This window comes from Kaistia sp. MMO-174 (assembly GCF_037147815.1).
In the GTDB taxonomy this organism is placed as follows: domain Bacteria; phylum Pseudomonadota; class Alphaproteobacteria; order Rhizobiales; family Kaistiaceae; genus Kaistia; species Kaistia nematophila.
The window spans coordinates 344,019-359,502 of the sequence record NZ_JBBCUO010000004.1 but is presented as its reverse complement, the minus strand read 5'-3'; the positions used below and the strand labels follow the sequence as shown (position 1 = coordinate 359,502).

Here is a 15,484-nt window from a genome sequence, read left to right as displayed (position 1 = left end):
ATGAGGGCGATGGTGCTTCGCGCGGTCGGCCGGCCGCTGGTGGAGGAGACGCGGCCGGATCCGGTTCCCGGTCCCGGCGAGATCCGCGTGCGCGTCGAGGCGTGCGGCGTCTGCCGGACCGATCTGCATGTCGTCGACGGCGACCTCACCGATCCGAAGCTGCCGATCATTCCAGGCCATGAGATTGTCGGTATCGTCGACGCATTGGGGCCGGGCGTGACGGCGCCGGCGCTCGGCGCGCGCGTCGGCGTGCCATGGCTGGCGCATACCTGCGGCCACTGTCCCTATTGCCGGGCCGGGCAGGAAAACCTCTGCGACGAGCCGCTCTTTACCGGCTACACGCGCAATGGCGGCTTCGCCACCCATGTGGTGGCGGATGCGCAGTTTGCCTTTCCGCTCGTGGGCTTCGACGATCCGGTCGCGGCGGCGCCGCTGATGTGCGCCGGGCTGATCGGCTGGCGCTCGCTCGTCATTGCCGGCGCGGGCAGGCGGATCGGCCTCTATGGTTTCGGCGCCGCCGCCCACATCCTGGCGCAGGTCTGCCGCTTTCAGGGGCGCGAGGTCTATGCCTTCACCCGCGCCGGCGACGAGGCGGCGCAGCAGATGGCGCGGTCGCTCGGCGCCGTCTGGGCGGGGAGTTCGGAGGAATCGCCGCCGGAGCCGCTCGACGCGGCGATCCTGTTCGCGCCCGTCGGTGCTTTGGTGCCGCTGGCGCTCCGCGCCGTCCGCAAGGGCGGCCGCGTCGTCTGCGGCGGCATCTACATGAGCGACATACCGGGCTTTCCCTATGAATGGCTCTGGGAGGAACGGCAGCTGGTTTCGGTCGCCAATCTCACCCGCCAGGACGCGATCGATTTCCTGGCGGTCGCGCCGCGCGCCGGCGTGCGCACGACGACCACCGTCTATCCGCTGGCGCGGGCGAACGAAGCGCTGGCCGACCTGCGCGCCGGCCGGTTCCAGGGCGCGGCCGTCCTGGTTCCCTGAAGGCGCGTCGATGGATCAGGCCCCGATCGGGCCGCCGGCCTTCTTCCAGGCGTCGAAGCCGCCTTCGATGTGGCGGGCGGTGCCGATGCCGGCATCCTGCGCCGCCTGCACGGCCATGGCCGAGCGCTCGCCGAAGGCGCAGTAGAAGACGATCCGCTTGCCGCCATCGACGGCCAGCGCATGCAGCATGCCGCCGACGCCGAGGTTTTCCTGCAGCGCGGGGTAGGGCGCATGGAGCGTGCCGGGGATGACGCCGTGCCGTTCGCGCTCGGCCTTCTCGCGCAGGTCGACCAGCGTCACGTCGCTGCGGCCGCGCATGTCCATCGCCTGCTTCGCCGAGACCGCCCAGCCCTTGCGGGCGATGTCGTCCTGATGCAGGCCGATGCGGATATTGGCCGGCACCGCGACGTCCATCATTTTCGGATTGGGCAGGTTGAGGCCGTTCATCAGGTCGACATACTCGTCGATCGACTTCACGCGGAGGCGCGGATTGAAGCGCTTTTCCTCGCCGATGGTGGAAACCGTGTCGCCCTTGTAGTCATGCGCGGGGTAGAGCAGCGTTTCGTCCGGCAGGCGCAGCAGCTTGTTGAAGATCGAATCGTATTGGGCGCGCGGATCGCCGTTCTGGAAATCGGTGCGGCCGGTGCCGCGGATCAGCAGCGTGTCGCCGGTGAAGACGCGCCCGCCCATCACATAGGAATAGGAATCGTCGGTGTGGCCCGGCGTGTAGAGCGCGTCGAGGCTCAGGCCCTCGATGGTGATGCGGTCGCCGTCCGAGACCCGCATCGAGACCACGTCGGCCTTGGTCTGCTCGCCCATCACGGTGATGCAGTGCGTATGGTCGCGGAGCGCGCCGAGGCCGGTGATGTGGTCGGCGTGCAGATGCGTATCGACCGCCTTGACCAGCTTCAGGTCGAGTTCGCGCACGAGCTGCAGGTAGCGGTCGACCTTCTCGAGCACGGGATCGATGATCAGCGCCTCGCCGCCCGGGCGGCTCGCGAGAAGATAGGTGTAGGTGCCGGAAACGCTGTCGAAGAGCTGTCGGAAGATCATGGTCCGCTCCATCATTCGCAAAGGGGATTGAGCCGAGCGCAGCGAAACGAAGCGAGCGTAGCACGTCCCGGAACCGGGCGGGCCGTCGTCGCTGTCGGGGCGGGGACGGACCTGCCGTCCCCGCTGCGCCCTTCTGGGATCAGGTCAGCACCGGCTGCGGCACGATGCGGATATAGGGCTTCGGCTCCTTCCAGCCCTGCGGGTAGAGCTGCTTCGCCTCGTCGTTGGACACCGAACCGGCGATGATGACGTCGTCACCCGGCTTCCAGTTCACCGGCGTGGCGAGGCGGTGCTTGGCGGTCAGTTGCAGCGAGTCGATGACGCGCAGCACCTCGTCGAAGTTGCGGCCCGTGGTCATCGGATAGGAGATCACGAGCTTGATCTTCTTGTCCGGCCCGATGACGTAGACGTTGCGCACGGTCTGGTTGTCGGCGGCCGTGCGGCCGTCGGAGCTGTCGCCGGCGGCGGCGGGCAGCATGTCATAGGCCTTGGAGACGGCGAGCGTCGGGTCGCCGATCATCGGGAAGTTCGGAGCGACGCCCTGTGTCTCGCCGATATCCTTGGCCCAGCCGGCATGCTTGTCGACCGGATCGACGCTGAGGCCGATGATCTTGACGCCGCGCTTGTCGAATTCCGGCTTCAGGCGGGCCATGTAGCCGAGCTCGGTGGTGCAGACCGGCGTGTAGTCCTTCGGGTGCGAGAACAGGATGCCCCAGTCCTTGCCGAGCCATTCGTGGAACGAGATCGGACCCTGGGTGGTCTCGGCGGTGAAGTCCGGTGCGAGATCGTTGATGCGGAGCGACATGATGGTTCCCTTTCTGGTTGAATGCGTCGATGGGGGCAGGATACGAATGCGCTGTTCCGCGAGCGTTCCCTGGCGAAAAAATCGCTGCGGCGAAGGCGATCGGACGTCGGAACCGTGGCTGGCAGGGGATGCAGGGTGCAGCTTTTCATTCAATCGCTGGGGCGTTTCGCCGTCCGCGTCGAGGGCGAGGAAGTTCCCTCGGCCGCCTGGAAGCGCGATCGCGCCGCCGCCCTCGTCAAGCTGCTCGCCATCTCGCCGCAGCACAGGCTTCATCGCGAGCAGATCATGGAGGCGTTCTGGCCGGAGCAGGATGTCGAGCTCGCCGGCGCGAGCCTGCGCAAGGCGATCCATTTCGCCCGCCGCGCCATGGGCGCGCATGACCTGATCACCGTCAACAAGGAGATCGTCGCCTTCGCCGACGAGGTCGAGCTCGAGACCGACATCGAGCGTTTCGAGGCGGCGGCGAAGCAGGCGCTGCGCAGCGGCGATCTGGCCGAATGCGAGGCGGCGGCCGATCTCTATGGCGGCGTGCTGTTGCCCGACGACCGCTTCCTGGAATGGCTGGACGGCCCGCGGGAGCGATTGCAGGAGCTCTATGCGTCGGTGCTGCGCACGGGCCGGCTCTGGCGTCGCTTGATCGCCCTCTATCCGACCGACGAGGAGGCGCAGCGCGCGCTGATGCAGGCGGCGCTCGACGCCGGCAATCGCGCCGAGGCGATCCGCCAGTTCGACCAGTTGCGCGAGCGGCTGCATGTCGAGCTCGGCGTCGGCCCGAGCAAGGATTCGATCGAGCTCTACGAGCGGGCGCTGGCGCTTTCCGGCGCTGGGCCGGCGTCGCCGGTCGAGCGCATCCGCGCCTCGATCGCCTGGGCGCTGGTGCATCTGCAAAGCGGCGAGTTCGACAAGGCGGCGGAGCTCGCGCGCGAGACGCGCGCGCAGGCTTTCGATGGCGGGCTTGCCCGCGAGGTTGGCGAGGCGGGCGCGGTTCTCGGCCTGACGGCGCATATGCAGGGACGCTGGCCGCAGCTGTTCCGTAGCGAATTCACCGAATGGGTGCGCAGCCGCGACGATTTCGTTCCATCCGTCTTCGACGGGCATCTCTGCCTCGCCGAATTCTGCCTCTGCGACGCCAAGGGGCACGCTGCGATCGCCGCATCGGCGCAGGAATTGATGTGCGTCGCCGAGGACGCCGACTCGATCGCCGGCCGCGCCCTGGCCGGACTGATCCTCGGCGAGATCGCCCGCTGCGCCGGCGCGCTCGACGAGGCGGAAACATATCTGACCGAGGCCGAGCGGCTGCATGTCGGCGCCAACGCGCTGTCGGGCCGGGTGCTCGTGCTGGAGCGGCTGGCCGAGATCGCGTTGGCGCGCGGCCAGAAATGGCAGGCCGGCCGGCTGATCCAGCGCGCGCTCGCCGACGCTGCGCAATCCTGGCTTTCCAACCATCTGCTGCTGCGCCTGCAGGCGCTGGCGGTCCGGGCGGCGACGACGCCGGAGAAGGTCGAGGAGGCGATCCTGACCGGCGACCGGCTGCTGACGCCGGGCGCCTGCCAGCCCTGCTCGATGGCGCTGCGCATCGCCTCTGCCGTGGCGCTGACCGAGGCGGGCGAGCTGGACCAGGTCGACCGCCGGCTGAACGAGGCCGAGCGCATCGCCGGCATGTGGCAGGGCGGCCCCTGGGCGGCGGCGCTCTGGGAGGCGCGCGGCATCCAGCGCCAGGCGCAGTCCAACAAGGTTCGGGCGCTCGCCGCCTTCGCGGAAGCGGCGGCGCGCTACGAGGAGCTGGGCAGGCCGCTGGATCAGTCCCGCTGCCTCGGCCGCATGGCCGGCGCGATGCCGGCCCCCGGCGCTTGAAAAGCCCGGCCGGCGTGCGATCCCGTCACGGCGCGCGGCGGGTTCTTCCCCTCCGGCGGGCGGGCCCGACCTGTCGCATGGCGATCCGCTTCAGCATTTCGGCAGCAACGAGATAGAGGACGACGATCGCGACGATCGTCGCCAGCAGCGGCGCGGGCAGGGCGACGAAGCCGATGAAATGGCCGAGCGGCGTCAGCGCAAGAAGGAGCGCGACGGCGAGCCCGCCGAGTGACGTCGCCACCAGCACCGGATGGGCGCGGCTGGTCCAGGCGGGTTTCGCCGTGCGGATGATGAAGATGACCAGGATCTGGGTCGCGATCGATTCGACGAACCACGCGGTGCGGAACATCTCGACCTGGGCGCCGAAGCCATAGAGCAGGATCATGAAGGTCGCGATGTCGAACAGCGAGGAGAGCGGCCCCATGATCAGCGTGAAGCGCAGCACTTCGTGCATGTCCCAGCGATGCGGCTGTGACAGCATTTCCGGATCCGCCGTGTCAAAGGGAATGCCGATTTCCGAGACGTCGTAGATCAGGTTGTTCAGCAGCACCTGGAACGGCGCCAGCGGCAGGAAGGGCAGCACCAGCGAGGCGAGCGCCATTGACAGCATGTTGCCGAAATTCGAGCTCGTGCCCATGCGGACATATTTCATGATGTTGGCGTAGGTCCGCCTGCCTTCCTCCACTCCGTCCGCCAGCACGCCCAGGTCGGGCGCGAGCAGGATGATGTCGGCGGCCTCGCGCGCGACGTCCGTGCCGCCATCGACCGAAAGGCCGACATCCGCGGCGTGGATGGCGGGGGCGTCGTTGATGCCGTCACCGATGAAGCCGACCGTATGGCCGCGGAGCCGCAGCGCCCGGACGATGCGCCCTTTCTGGTCGGGCGCGATGCGGACGAAGAGGTCGGTCTCCTCTACCCTTTCCGCGAGCGCCGCGTCGGTCAGGGTGGCGATCGCCTCGCCCGCCAGCAGTCCCCGCGTCGGCAGGCGCAGCGTCTCGACCAGATGCTGCACGACGGGCGCGGCGTCGCCCGAGATGATCTTGACCCGGACGCCGGCCTTGACCAGGCGGGCAACGGCTTCCGTCGCCGACGCTTTTGGCGGGTCCATGAAGGCGGCGCAGCCGACGAAGACGAGCCCGGCCTCGTCCGCTGCGGAAATCGTCCGGCAAGCCGCCGGCATGGCCCGGCGGGCCACGCCAAGCAGGCGCAGGCCCTGGCGGCCCTGCTGGTCCATCCAGCCGGCGATGCGGGCGCGCTCGGCATCGTCGAGCGGCGCCGTCGTGCCATCCGCCTGCTCGACCTCCGTGCAGAGCGCGAGCAGCGCTTCCGGCGCGCCCTTGGTGACGATTTCCGTCATGGCCCCCCGGGACAGCAGGACCGAAGCCCGGCGCCGTTCGAAATCGAAGGGTACGTCGTCGATGCGGCTGCAGGCCTGCGGGACCGCCGGCGCGGGGTCGGCGAGGATGGCATCGTCCAGATTGCTGTGCAGGCCGGAGACGAACCGGCTGTTGAGGCGGATCAGCTCGGTGACGCGGGGGCTGTCGCTGCCGTCCGGGCCGAAGCTGCCGACATGGGCGATCCGCGCCTCGGTGAGGGTGCCGGTCTTGTCGGTGCACAGCACGTCCATGGCGCCGAAATCGTGGATGGCGCTCAGCCGTTTCACCACCACCTTTCGCGCCGCCATGCGGGCGGCGCCGCGCGCCAGCGTCACCGTCATCACCATCGGCAGCAGTTCGGGTGTCAGGCCCACGGCGAGGGCGACCGCGAACAGGAAGCTCTCCAGCGACAGGCCGTGCTGGATCATCTGCGTCAGCAGCACGAACAGCACGAGGAAGCCGGTCAGGCGCAGGATCAGCATGCCGAGCGAATGGACGCCGCGCTCGAACGCGGTCGGTGGCTCCCGTTCCTGCAGCGAGGTGGAAATGGCGCCGAAGCGGCTGTTGCGCCCGGTCTCCGTCACCAGCATGACCGCCTCGCCGCCGACGAGGCTGGTGCCCCCGAAAAGCGCGTTGGACGCGTCCGAGAGCGCCTCCCCGGTTGCCGTTCCCGGCCGTTTCTCGACGGAATAGGGCTCGCCCGTCAGGATCGCCTCGTTGGCGAGCACACCCTGTCCGCTCAGCAGCAGGCCATCGGCGGGAACGAGTTCGCCGGCGTGCAGCTCGATCACGTCGCCCGGGACGATTTCCTCGACCCGCAGTTCCGCGACCCTGCCGTCGCGTCGAACCGACGCCGTCACCGCGACGGAGCGCTTCAGCGCCTCGACCGTCTTCTCGGCCTGCCGTTCCTGGGCGATGTCGAGCCCGATCGAACCGAAGACGATGGCGACGATGATGAGGAAGCTCTGCCAGTCGCCGGTCGCGCCGGAAATGGCGGCGGCGATGAGCAGGATGGCGATCAGCGGCTCTACGATGCGCTTGGCGAGCTTGGCGGGCAGGGAGGAGCGCGTCGTCGTTACGGCGAGATTGGGCCCGAAGCGGCGCAGCCGCTCGTCGGCCTCCGCCGTCGAGAGGCCGTCCGGCCGGGCCTCGAGGGCGTGCAGCAGGGCGTCGGCGGGAAGCGTCCAGAACGCGTCGGGCACGGGTTGGGGAACGGGCGTCGGGGCAGCCTGCCTCGCCGCGGTCAGAGTGCGATCCATCGATCGCCGTCCTTACGGTACTTGTGCTTGACGGCGGCCCAGGCGACCCGGCGGGCGATCTCCTCGCGCTCCCCGTCGCCGCGAGACGCATATTCGTCCCAGGCGTGGTTGAAGGCCGCGCGGAAGATCTCCTGGCCGTGGATCGGCAGGTGGTCGCGCACGGCGGCCGGCAGGTCCTTCAGCTCGGCATAGGGCATGCGTGCTGCCTCGCGATCGCGCCATCCCCGCGAGTTCCGGCCGTCGGCGGTCGTCATCCCTGCGGGAGCGATCGAGACGCTACGTCAGTTTCCCTGCCCGGTCGAGCCCGGCTGCGGGTTCCCGCTCACAGCGCCGGATTGACGGCAAGGACGAGCTTTCCGGCGACCTCGCGGGATTCGAGCCGCCGGTACATCGCCGCCACCTCATCGAGCGGGAAGACGGCCTCGACCGGGACCTTGAGCGAGCCGTCCGCCACGGCGGCGGTCACGGCGTCGATGCCCGCCTTCCAGGCCGGCGCGCCGAAGGGCGCGTGGCCGAGATGGAAGCGCGTGAAGGTGAGCGACTTGCGCACCAGTCGTTCCCAGAGATTGGGCAGGGGCCGTCCTTCCGCCTCGCCGAAGCTGACGACGTGGCCGAGATCGCGCATCAGCGCGAAGCTCGCGTCGAGGATGCCGGCGCCGGTGGAATCGACGATCTTGTCGAGCCCCCTGCCGCCGGTGAAACGCTGGATCTCCGCGACGAAATCGGCCTCGTTGCGGTTCACGACCAGCGCCGCGCCATAGTCGAGCGCCTTCCGCTCCTTGCCGGCGGTGCCGACCGTGCCGACGACGGTGGCGCCCGCCATCACGGCGAGCTGCGTCAGATAGAGGCCGACGCCGCCGCCGATCGCATGCACGAGCACGAGATCGCCCGGCCGTGTCGTCGAGACGGTATGCAGCATGTGCCAGGCGGTCAGCGCCTGGACGGGGAAGGCGGCCGCGACATCGAAGGGAATGGCGTCGGGCAGCGGAATGATCCGTTCCGCCGGCACGACGCAGAACTCCGCGAAGCCGCCGCCATCCTCCAGGAAGGCCGCGACGCGGTCGCCGACCCGGACGTCCGCGACCTCGGCGCCGACGGCGACGACCCGGCCGGCGATCTCCAGCCCGGCCACCATGGGAAAGCCCTTGGGATGCGGATACGTGCCGCGCCAGATCATGGTGTCGGCGAAATTGCAGCCGCCATAGGCGACCTCGACGAGCACTTCGCCGGGGCCCGGCTCCGGCTTCGCCACCTCGACGACGGCGAGCGATTCCGGCGCTCCGTTCGCGGCGGAGAGAAGCATCGCGCGCATGGTGTCCATCTCCCTCACGCCGCCCGCTGCTGGCGGAGCGCCGCCGTCGCCGCGTCGTCGACGGCGCCGTCGCGAATGGCGACGCCATAGAGCGCCGCCGCCTGCGCGACGTCGAGATGGCCGTCGAGCACGTCGTCGAGCACGGCAGCCGGCTCCCGCTTCAGCGGATCGCCATAGCCGCCGCCATTCGGGCCGCGCGCCAGCACGCGGTCGCCATGGCGTGCCTCGTGGTAGGGCACCTTGGAGGGCAGGATCTCTGTGCCGCCATCGGCCCGTTCGAGCGTCAGCTCGCCGGGCCGCCCGGCCTCGCCGCCCTCATGGCCCCAGGGCCGCTGGCTGTGGCCGTCGCCCTCGATCGAGAAGGCGCCGTCGGACAGCAGCGTGAACTCGCGCACCGAGCCGATGCCGCCGCGCCACTGGCCGGCCGCCGGCGCATCGTTCCGCAGCTCGTAGCGGTCGACGCGGATCGGCAGGTGGGATTCGATGTCCTCGATCGGATTGTTGCGCGTGTTGGCATAAAGCGTGTCGACGGCGTCCATGCCGTTGAGGCCGAAGCGGCCGCCATAGCTGCCCTCGAAGATCTCCATGTGCACCCAGTGCCGGCCTTCCTGCAGACCGGAGAAGGAGACGACGCGGAGATTGCCGACGCCGGCGCTGACCTGCTCCGGCACGATCTGGCTCAACGCCCGCATCAGCGTGTCGGCCATGGCGTTGCCGGGCGTGAAGCGGGCGATGGTCGGCGCCGGGAAGATCGGATTGGCCAGGCAGCCCTTCGGCGCGACGATGGTGATCGGGCGCGTCAGGCCGGCATTCTGCGGCACGTCGCCATAGAGCGCGCTGTCGAGCAGGATCGAGCGCAGCGTCAGCCAGATGGCGCAATCGACCGTGCCCTCGAACGGCATGTTGATCGGCCGGTCGGAGACCTGCGGCGCGGTGCCGGTCAGGTCGACGGTGATCTCGTCGCCCGCGACCGTCACGGCGACCTTGATCGGCAGGTCGCGCCGCGCCGGGTTGGGATCGTCGAGGAAGCCGTCGATCCGGGTCTCGGCCGCATAGGTGCCGTCCGGCAGGGCGCGGATCGCGTCGCGCATCAGCCGCTCGGAATAGTCCATCAGATGGTCCGCCGCGGCGGTGATCTGCTCCATGCCGTAGCGCCCGACAAGCGCCAGGAAGCGCTCGGCGCCGATCTCGGCCGCCTTGATCTGCGCCTCCATGTCGCCGACGACGAGCTGCGGCGCGCGGATGTTGTCGCGCAGGATCTGCCAGACGGCGCGGTTGACCCGGCCCTCGTCGGAGACCTTGATCGCCTTGAACTGCAGTCCCTCGGCATAGGCGTCGACCGCATCGACGATGCCGGCGCTGCCCGGCGTCGCCGAGCCGATGTCGAGATGGTGCGCCGTCGTCACCGAGAAGGCGGCGAGCGCCCCGTCGACGAAGATCGGCACGGTGAAGGAGACGTCCGGCCCGTGCGAGGCGCCGCCATAGGGATCGTTGTGCATGATGACGTCGCCGGGGCGGATGGTTTCGCCGCGCGCGGCGAGCGCCCGCTTGATGCCGCGGATATAGCCGGGGATCGGGCCCGACTGCAGCGGCGTGCTCATCTTGCATTCGCAGAGCTGGTTGCCGTCGGCGTCCGTCAGCGCGGCGCCGAAATCCTCGGATTCGCGGATGATGCTCGAATAGCTCATGCGCATGAGCTTGTGGCCCATCTCGATCGCGATGTTTTCGAGCGCGCCCTGGATGACGGCGGCGGTGATCGGATCGATGCGGTCGGCCGTCGACGGCCGGATGGTTGCGGGCGCGTTCATGCGGCACCTCCGAGCGTGATGATGAGGCTGCCCGAGCGATCGACCACGGCGCGGGCGCGGGGCGGAACGACGGTGGTGCTGTCCTTCTGCAGCACGATCGCCGGCCCCTCGAACGCCTCGCCGACCGGCAGCAGCGGCCGGTGGTAGAAGGCGGTCTCGAAGGTCGCGAGCACGCCGTCGACGCGGAAGGCGCAGGGGCCGGTGCGGACCTTCGCCGCCGCCACCGAGGTGCCTTGCGGCTCCGCCAGCTCGCGGAGCTTCTGGATGCGGCCGATGCCGCTCACCTTGATGTTGACGATCTCGATCGGGCTCGCCGCGAAGGCGTGGCCGTATTCGGCCGTATGCGCCCGATGGAAGGCGTCGAAGACGCCGGCGAGCGCCTCCGTGTCGATCGGGCCGGCCGGCAGCGGGATCTTCAGCTCGTAGCCCTGGCCGACATAGCGGAGGTCGCCGATCCGTTTGAATTCCATGTCGGCGGTCTCGATGCGGTCGGCGCGGAACTGCGCCGCGAGATCGGCCTCCATGCCGGCGAGGTCGGCGTTGAGGCGGTCGAGGTCGACGGCGCCCGAGACCTGGAACTGCGTCCGCGTCGCGTCGTATTTGACGTCGGTAGTGAGCAGGCCCATGGCCGAGGTGATGCCCGGAAATGGCGGCACAATTACCTCGCCGATCCCGAGCATCGCCGCCACCTCGGCGCCATGCAGCGGCCCGGCGCCGCCGAAGGCGACGAGGGCGAAGCCGCGCGGGTCGATGCCCTTCTGCACGGTGCGCGAGCGGATCGCGTTCGCCATGTTGCTGTTGATCACGGTGAGCACGCCCTCGGCCGCTTCCTCGGGGCCGAGGCCGAGCGTCGTCGCCAGCTCGCCGATGACGCGGGCGGAGCCGGCCGCATCGAGCTTCATGCCGCCGCCGAGAAAATCCTCGGCGTCGAGCCGGCCGAGCACGAGATTGGCGTCCGTCACGGTCGGTTCGCTGCCGCCGCGGCCATAGGCGGCGGGGCCCGGCACGGCGCCGGCGCTCTTCGGCCCGACGCGGAAGGCGCCGCCGCGATCGAGATGGGCGATCGAGCCGCCGCCGGCGCCGATCGTGTGGATGTCGATCATCGGCGAGAGCAGCGGGAAGCCGGCGATCGAGGTGGAGCGGGCATCCGTCTCGGCATAGACGCCGTCGACGATGATGCCGATATCCGCGCTGGTGCCGCCGATGTCGAAGGTGATCAGGCGCTTGCGCTCGGCCAGTTCGCCGATCCAGGCGCCGCCGAGCACGCCGGCGGCGAGGCCGGAGAGCAGCGTCAGCGTCGGCTTGTCGGAGACCATGCCGGCGGTGGCGACGCCGCCATTCGACGCCATGATGCGCAGCTCGCCTTCGAGGCCGGCGGATTTCAGCGCCGTCTCCAGATGCTCGATATAGGTGCGGACCTTCGGGCCGATGAAGGCGGCCAGCGCCGCGGTGGTGAAGCGCTCGAACTCGCGGAACTGCGGCGACACGAAGGACGAGGTGGTGACGAAGGCGTCCGGCATGATCTCCGCGACGATCTCGCGGGCGCGGTTTTCATGCGCGGGGTTCAGATAGGAGAACAGGAAGCAGATGGCGACGGACTGCACGCCCTCGGCCTTCAGTTCCTCGGCCGCCCGGCGCACCGCTTCCTCGTCGAGCGGCTCCAGCTCGGCGCCGGTTGGCGGCGCCAGACGGCCGCCCACCGTCTTGCGGTGCCGCCGCTTGACCAGCGGCCGGTCCTGCCACGGCAGTTCCTGCCGGATCGAGTAGTGCTGGACGCGCTGATGGCGACCGATATGGATGATGTCGCGAAAACCCTCATTGGTGATCATGCCGGCGACGACACCCTTGTGCTCCAGCACCGCGTTGGTGGCCGTCGTCGTGCCGTGGAACACGTAGTCGATCTCGCCGGTTTCCACGCCGGCGGCGGCGCAGAGCTCGATCACACCCTGAATCACGCCGCGCGACGGATCGTCGGGCGTGGTCGAAACCTTGTGGATCTCGACCCGACCGCTCGCGAGGTCGCAGTAGACGAGGTCGGTGAACGTGCCGCCGACGTCGACGCCGATCGCTTTCATCGCCTTGCCCTCAAGCCACGGGCGCGAAGGGCGCGAACTGGCCCGTATAGGGCTTGGCGATCGGCTTCGCGTATCCCTGCCGCTTCGAGGTGCCGAGGCCGAGCGACACCAGCGCCTCGACCAGCTTGACGCCGGACGAGACGCCGTCGATCGCCGGCGCGCCGATCTCGCGCGTGATCAGCGCCATCAGGTCCGACATGCCGCCGCAGCCGAGCAGCACCGAGTCGGCATGATCCTCCGTCAGCGCGCGGCGGCATTCCTCGATGATGATCGCCTGCGCGTTGGAGCCTTCCTCTTCCAGTTCCAGCACCGGCAAATCGGTCATGCGGATGTTGCGGCATTTGTGGGTCATGCCATAGGCGTGGACGAGATGCTCCATCGTCGCCCGCGACCGCTCCAGCATCGAGACGATGGTGAAACCGTTGCCGATCAGGCTGGCGGCATGCATCGCGGCTTCCGCGATGCCGACAACCGGACCGCGCGCGATCTCGCGCGCCGCGGCTAGGCCCGGATCGCCGAAGCAGGCGATGACATAGCCGTCGCAGCCTTCTGCCTCGCCCTTCCGGACCTCGTCGATGACGCCGATGGCGGCGAATGCTTCGTCGTAAAAACCCTCGATCGAGACCGGGCCCATGCTCGGCGACACCGCGACGATCTCGGTGCCGGGCGCCGCCACGGCCCGCGCCGCCGCGCCGATCTTCTCCGTCATGGTCCAGGTGGTGTTCGGGTTGATGACCTTGATCTTCATGGCGTGCTCCGGATGTCAGGCGGCGATCGGGTTGAAGCGGGAAAGCTCGACCTCCGGCTTCACGCCGGAAACGAGATCGGCCAGCACGCGTCCGGATCCGCAGGACATCGTCCAGCCGAGCGTGCCGTGGCCGCTGTTGAGATAGAGGTTGGAATAGCGCGTCCGGCCGATCAGGGGCGGCCCGTCCGGCGTGACCGGGCGCAGGCCCGACCAGCGCTCGGCGGTCTGGATCGCTCCCTCGGGCACGCGTGGAAAAAGCTGGCGAAGGCTGTGGATCAGCCCGGCATAGCGGCCTTCCGGCCGCGACAGGTCGTAGCCGGCGAGTTCCGCCGTGCCGCCGACGCGGATGCGGTCGCCGAGATTGGTGATGCCGATCTTGTAGGTCTCGTCGCCGACAGTGGAGCGCGGCCCGACCGCGTCGGGATCGGCGGCAATGGTGAGCGAGTAGCCCTTGACCGGATAGATCGGGAGATCGATGCCGAGTGGCCTGAGCAGGCCGCGCGAGGCGACGCCGAGCGCGGTGACGACAGCGTCGGCCTCGATCTCGCCGGCGGCGGTGCGGACGGCACGGACCCTGTCGCCCTCAGTGACGAGCGACTGCACGGCCTCGCCATGGCGGAAGCGCACGCCACGCGCCGCCGCCTCGGCCGCCAGCGCCTGGGTGAAGCGGTAGCAGTCGCCGGTCTCGTCCGTCTCCAGCAGCACGCCGCCGAGGATGCCGGAGCGCGGCGAGAGATTGGGTTCGCGCGCCATCACGTCGGCATGGCCGAGCCGGCGATAGGGCACGCCGAGCTCGTCCAGCACCTTCAGGTCGGTGTCGTAGCCGGCGATCTGGGCCGCGTCGCGGAAGGCGACCAGCAGGCCGCGCTGGCGGCCGGCATAGTCGATGCCGATCTCGCTGCGCAATTCGCGAAAACAGTCGCGGCTGTATTCGGCGATCCGCACCATGTGGCGCTTCGAATTGACATAGTCCGACGCGCCGGAGGCTCGCCACATCCGCCACAGGAAGGTCGCCATGTCGCGGTCGGGCATGCGCCCGAACCGCAGCGGCGGATATTTGGCGAAGGCGAAGCCGATCGCCTTGCGGACGAGCCCCGGAAACGCCCAGGGCGAGGACAGCGCCGGGGAGATCTGGCCGGCATTGCCATAGCTGGTGCCCTGGCCGGCCGCCGGATGCCGCTCGATGACGGTCACCTCGTGGCCGGCCCTCGACAGGTACCAGGCGCTCGTGACGCCGACGACGCCCGCTCCCAGAACGACGACATGCATGATGGATCTCCCGCGCGGCCGCGCCTCAGAGCTCGGTGATGATGCCGTAGTTCTGCGGCTGGCGATGGGCCTTGAAGTTGAAGATCTCCTTGCGGATGTCGCTGCAGGCGTCGAGATCGCAGACGGCGGTGATCACCTCGTCGCCGAGCGTCGAGGTGAGCGCGACGATCTCGCCGGTCGGCGCGACGATGCAGGAATGGCCGAGCAGCATGCTGCCCTCTTCCATGCCGGCCTTGCCGGCGGCGGCGCCCCAGGTGCCGTTCTGGTAGGAGCCGGCCTGCATCGACAGCAGGTGGTGGAAGGAGTTCAGGTGATCGTGCTGCGGCACCGGCGGATTGTGAGTCGGCGTATTGTAGCCGCCGCAGACCAGCTCGACGCCCTTCAGGCCCATCACGCGCCAGGTCTCCGGCCAGCGGCGGTCGTTGCAGATGAACATGCCGATCTTGGCGCCATCGACCTCATAGACCGGGAAGCCGAGATTGCCGGGCTCGAAATAGCGCTTCTCGAGGTGCTGCCAGGGTCGGTAAGCCTCGTATTCCTTGTGGCCCGGCAGGTGCACCTTGCGATACTTGCCGACGATCTCGCCCTTGGTGTTGACGGCGATCGAGGTGTTGAAATGGCGGACCTTGCCGTCCTCGATGATCAGCTCCGCATAGCCGAGGTTGAAGCCGACGCCGAGCGAGGCGGCAAGCTCGAACAGCGGCCGCGTCGCGGCATTCGGCATCTCGGTCTCGAACCACGCGTCGACCTCGGCCTGATCCTCCATGTACCAGCGCGGGAAGAAGGTGGTGAGCGCCGTCTCGGGGAACACGACGAAGGTGGCGCCGCGCGACTTGGCTTCCTTCATCATCTCCATCAGGCGGGCCACCACTTGGCCCCGGGTTTCGGCGCGCGCGATCGGTCCCAGCTGGGCGACGGCGAGGTTCAGTTTTCTGGCCATT

The 15,484-nt window shown here is 69.1% G+C and carries 12 protein-coding genes; 2 read left to right on the top strand and 10 right to left on the bottom strand.

The annotated features are described in order from the left end of the window. On the top strand, nt 1-984 hold the full coding sequence (locus WFK98_RS16720; RefSeq protein WP_336801029.1) for a zinc-dependent alcohol dehydrogenase family protein: 984 nt from the start codon (nt 1-3) through the stop codon (nt 982-984). A 15-nt stretch (nt 985-999) separates the two neighbouring features. On the opposite strand, the gene WFK98_RS16715 is transcribed toward WFK98_RS16720, so the two are convergent. Both WFK98_RS16715 and WFK98_RS16710 read right to left on the bottom strand, forming a co-directional pair. Continuing rightward, nucleotides 1,000-2,037 (bottom strand): MBL fold metallo-hydrolase, encoded by a 1,038-nt coding sequence (locus WFK98_RS16715; RefSeq protein WP_336801028.1) that lies wholly within the window; start codon nt 2,035-2,037, stop codon nt 1,000-1,002. A 139-nt stretch (nt 2,038-2,176) separates the two neighbouring features. Continuing rightward, a complete protein-coding gene (locus WFK98_RS16710) occupies nt 2,177-2,842 on the bottom strand; it encodes a peroxiredoxin (RefSeq protein WP_266338899.1) in 666 nt (221 codons plus the stop codon). Nucleotides 2,843-2,977: 135 nt separating this feature from the next. Between WFK98_RS16710 and WFK98_RS16705 the strand changes: the two genes are divergently transcribed. Next, nucleotides 2,978-4,696: a BTAD domain-containing putative transcriptional regulator gene (locus WFK98_RS16705; protein WP_336801027.1), complete on the top strand. Its 1,719-nt coding sequence runs from the start codon at nt 2,978-2,980 to the stop codon at nt 4,694-4,696. Between the two features lie 25 nt (nt 4,697-4,721). Here the strand turns inward: WFK98_RS16705 and mgtA are convergent, their stop codons facing one another. The 8 genes from mgtA to WFK98_RS16665 form a co-directional block, all read right to left on the bottom strand. After that, complete coding sequence (mgtA, locus tag WFK98_RS16700) at nt 4,722-7,331, bottom strand: magnesium-translocating P-type ATPase (RefSeq protein WP_336801026.1); 2,610 nt, start codon at nt 7,329-7,331, stop codon at nt 4,722-4,724. After that, nucleotides 7,316-7,528, bottom strand: coding sequence for a ChaB family protein (locus WFK98_RS16695; protein ID WP_266338896.1), 213 nt, complete (start codon nt 7,526-7,528; stop codon nt 7,316-7,318). The genes mgtA and WFK98_RS16695 overlap by 16 nt, the downstream gene beginning before the upstream one ends. A gap of 125 nt (nt 7,529-7,653) precedes the next feature. Beyond that, nucleotides 7,654-8,643 (bottom strand): quinone oxidoreductase family protein, encoded by a 990-nt coding sequence (locus WFK98_RS16690; RefSeq protein WP_336801025.1) that lies wholly within the window; start codon nt 8,641-8,643, stop codon nt 7,654-7,656. Between the two features lie 14 nt (nt 8,644-8,657). Next, nucleotides 8,658-10,451, bottom strand: a complete 1,794-nt coding sequence (locus tag WFK98_RS16685; RefSeq protein ID WP_336801024.1) for a hydantoinase B/oxoprolinase family protein — start codon at nt 10,449-10,451, stop codon at nt 8,658-8,660. Beyond that, nucleotides 10,448-12,526 carry a hydantoinase/oxoprolinase family protein gene (locus tag WFK98_RS16680; RefSeq protein ID WP_336801023.1) on the bottom strand — a complete coding sequence of 693 codons (2,079 nt, stop codon included), beginning with the start codon at nt 12,524-12,526 and terminating at the stop codon, nt 10,448-10,450. The genes WFK98_RS16685 and WFK98_RS16680 overlap by 4 nt, the downstream gene beginning before the upstream one ends. 10 nt (nt 12,527-12,536) lie before the next feature. Beyond that, nucleotides 12,537-13,274, bottom strand: a complete 738-nt coding sequence (locus WFK98_RS16675; RefSeq protein ID WP_266338892.1) for an aspartate/glutamate racemase family protein — start codon at nt 13,272-13,274, stop codon at nt 12,537-12,539. A gap of 15 nt (nt 13,275-13,289) precedes the next feature. Then, nucleotides 13,290-14,609, bottom strand: coding sequence for a D-amino acid dehydrogenase (locus WFK98_RS16670; RefSeq protein ID WP_336801180.1), 1,320 nt, complete (start codon nt 14,607-14,609; stop codon nt 13,290-13,292). After that, entirely contained in the window at nt 14,569-15,483 is a 915-nt protein-coding gene (locus tag WFK98_RS16665; RefSeq protein ID WP_336801022.1) for an N-carbamoyl-D-amino-acid hydrolase, read from the bottom strand. Before WFK98_RS16665 ends, WFK98_RS16670 begins: the two co-directional genes overlap by 41 nt. Nucleotide 15,484: the final 1 nt, after the last annotated feature.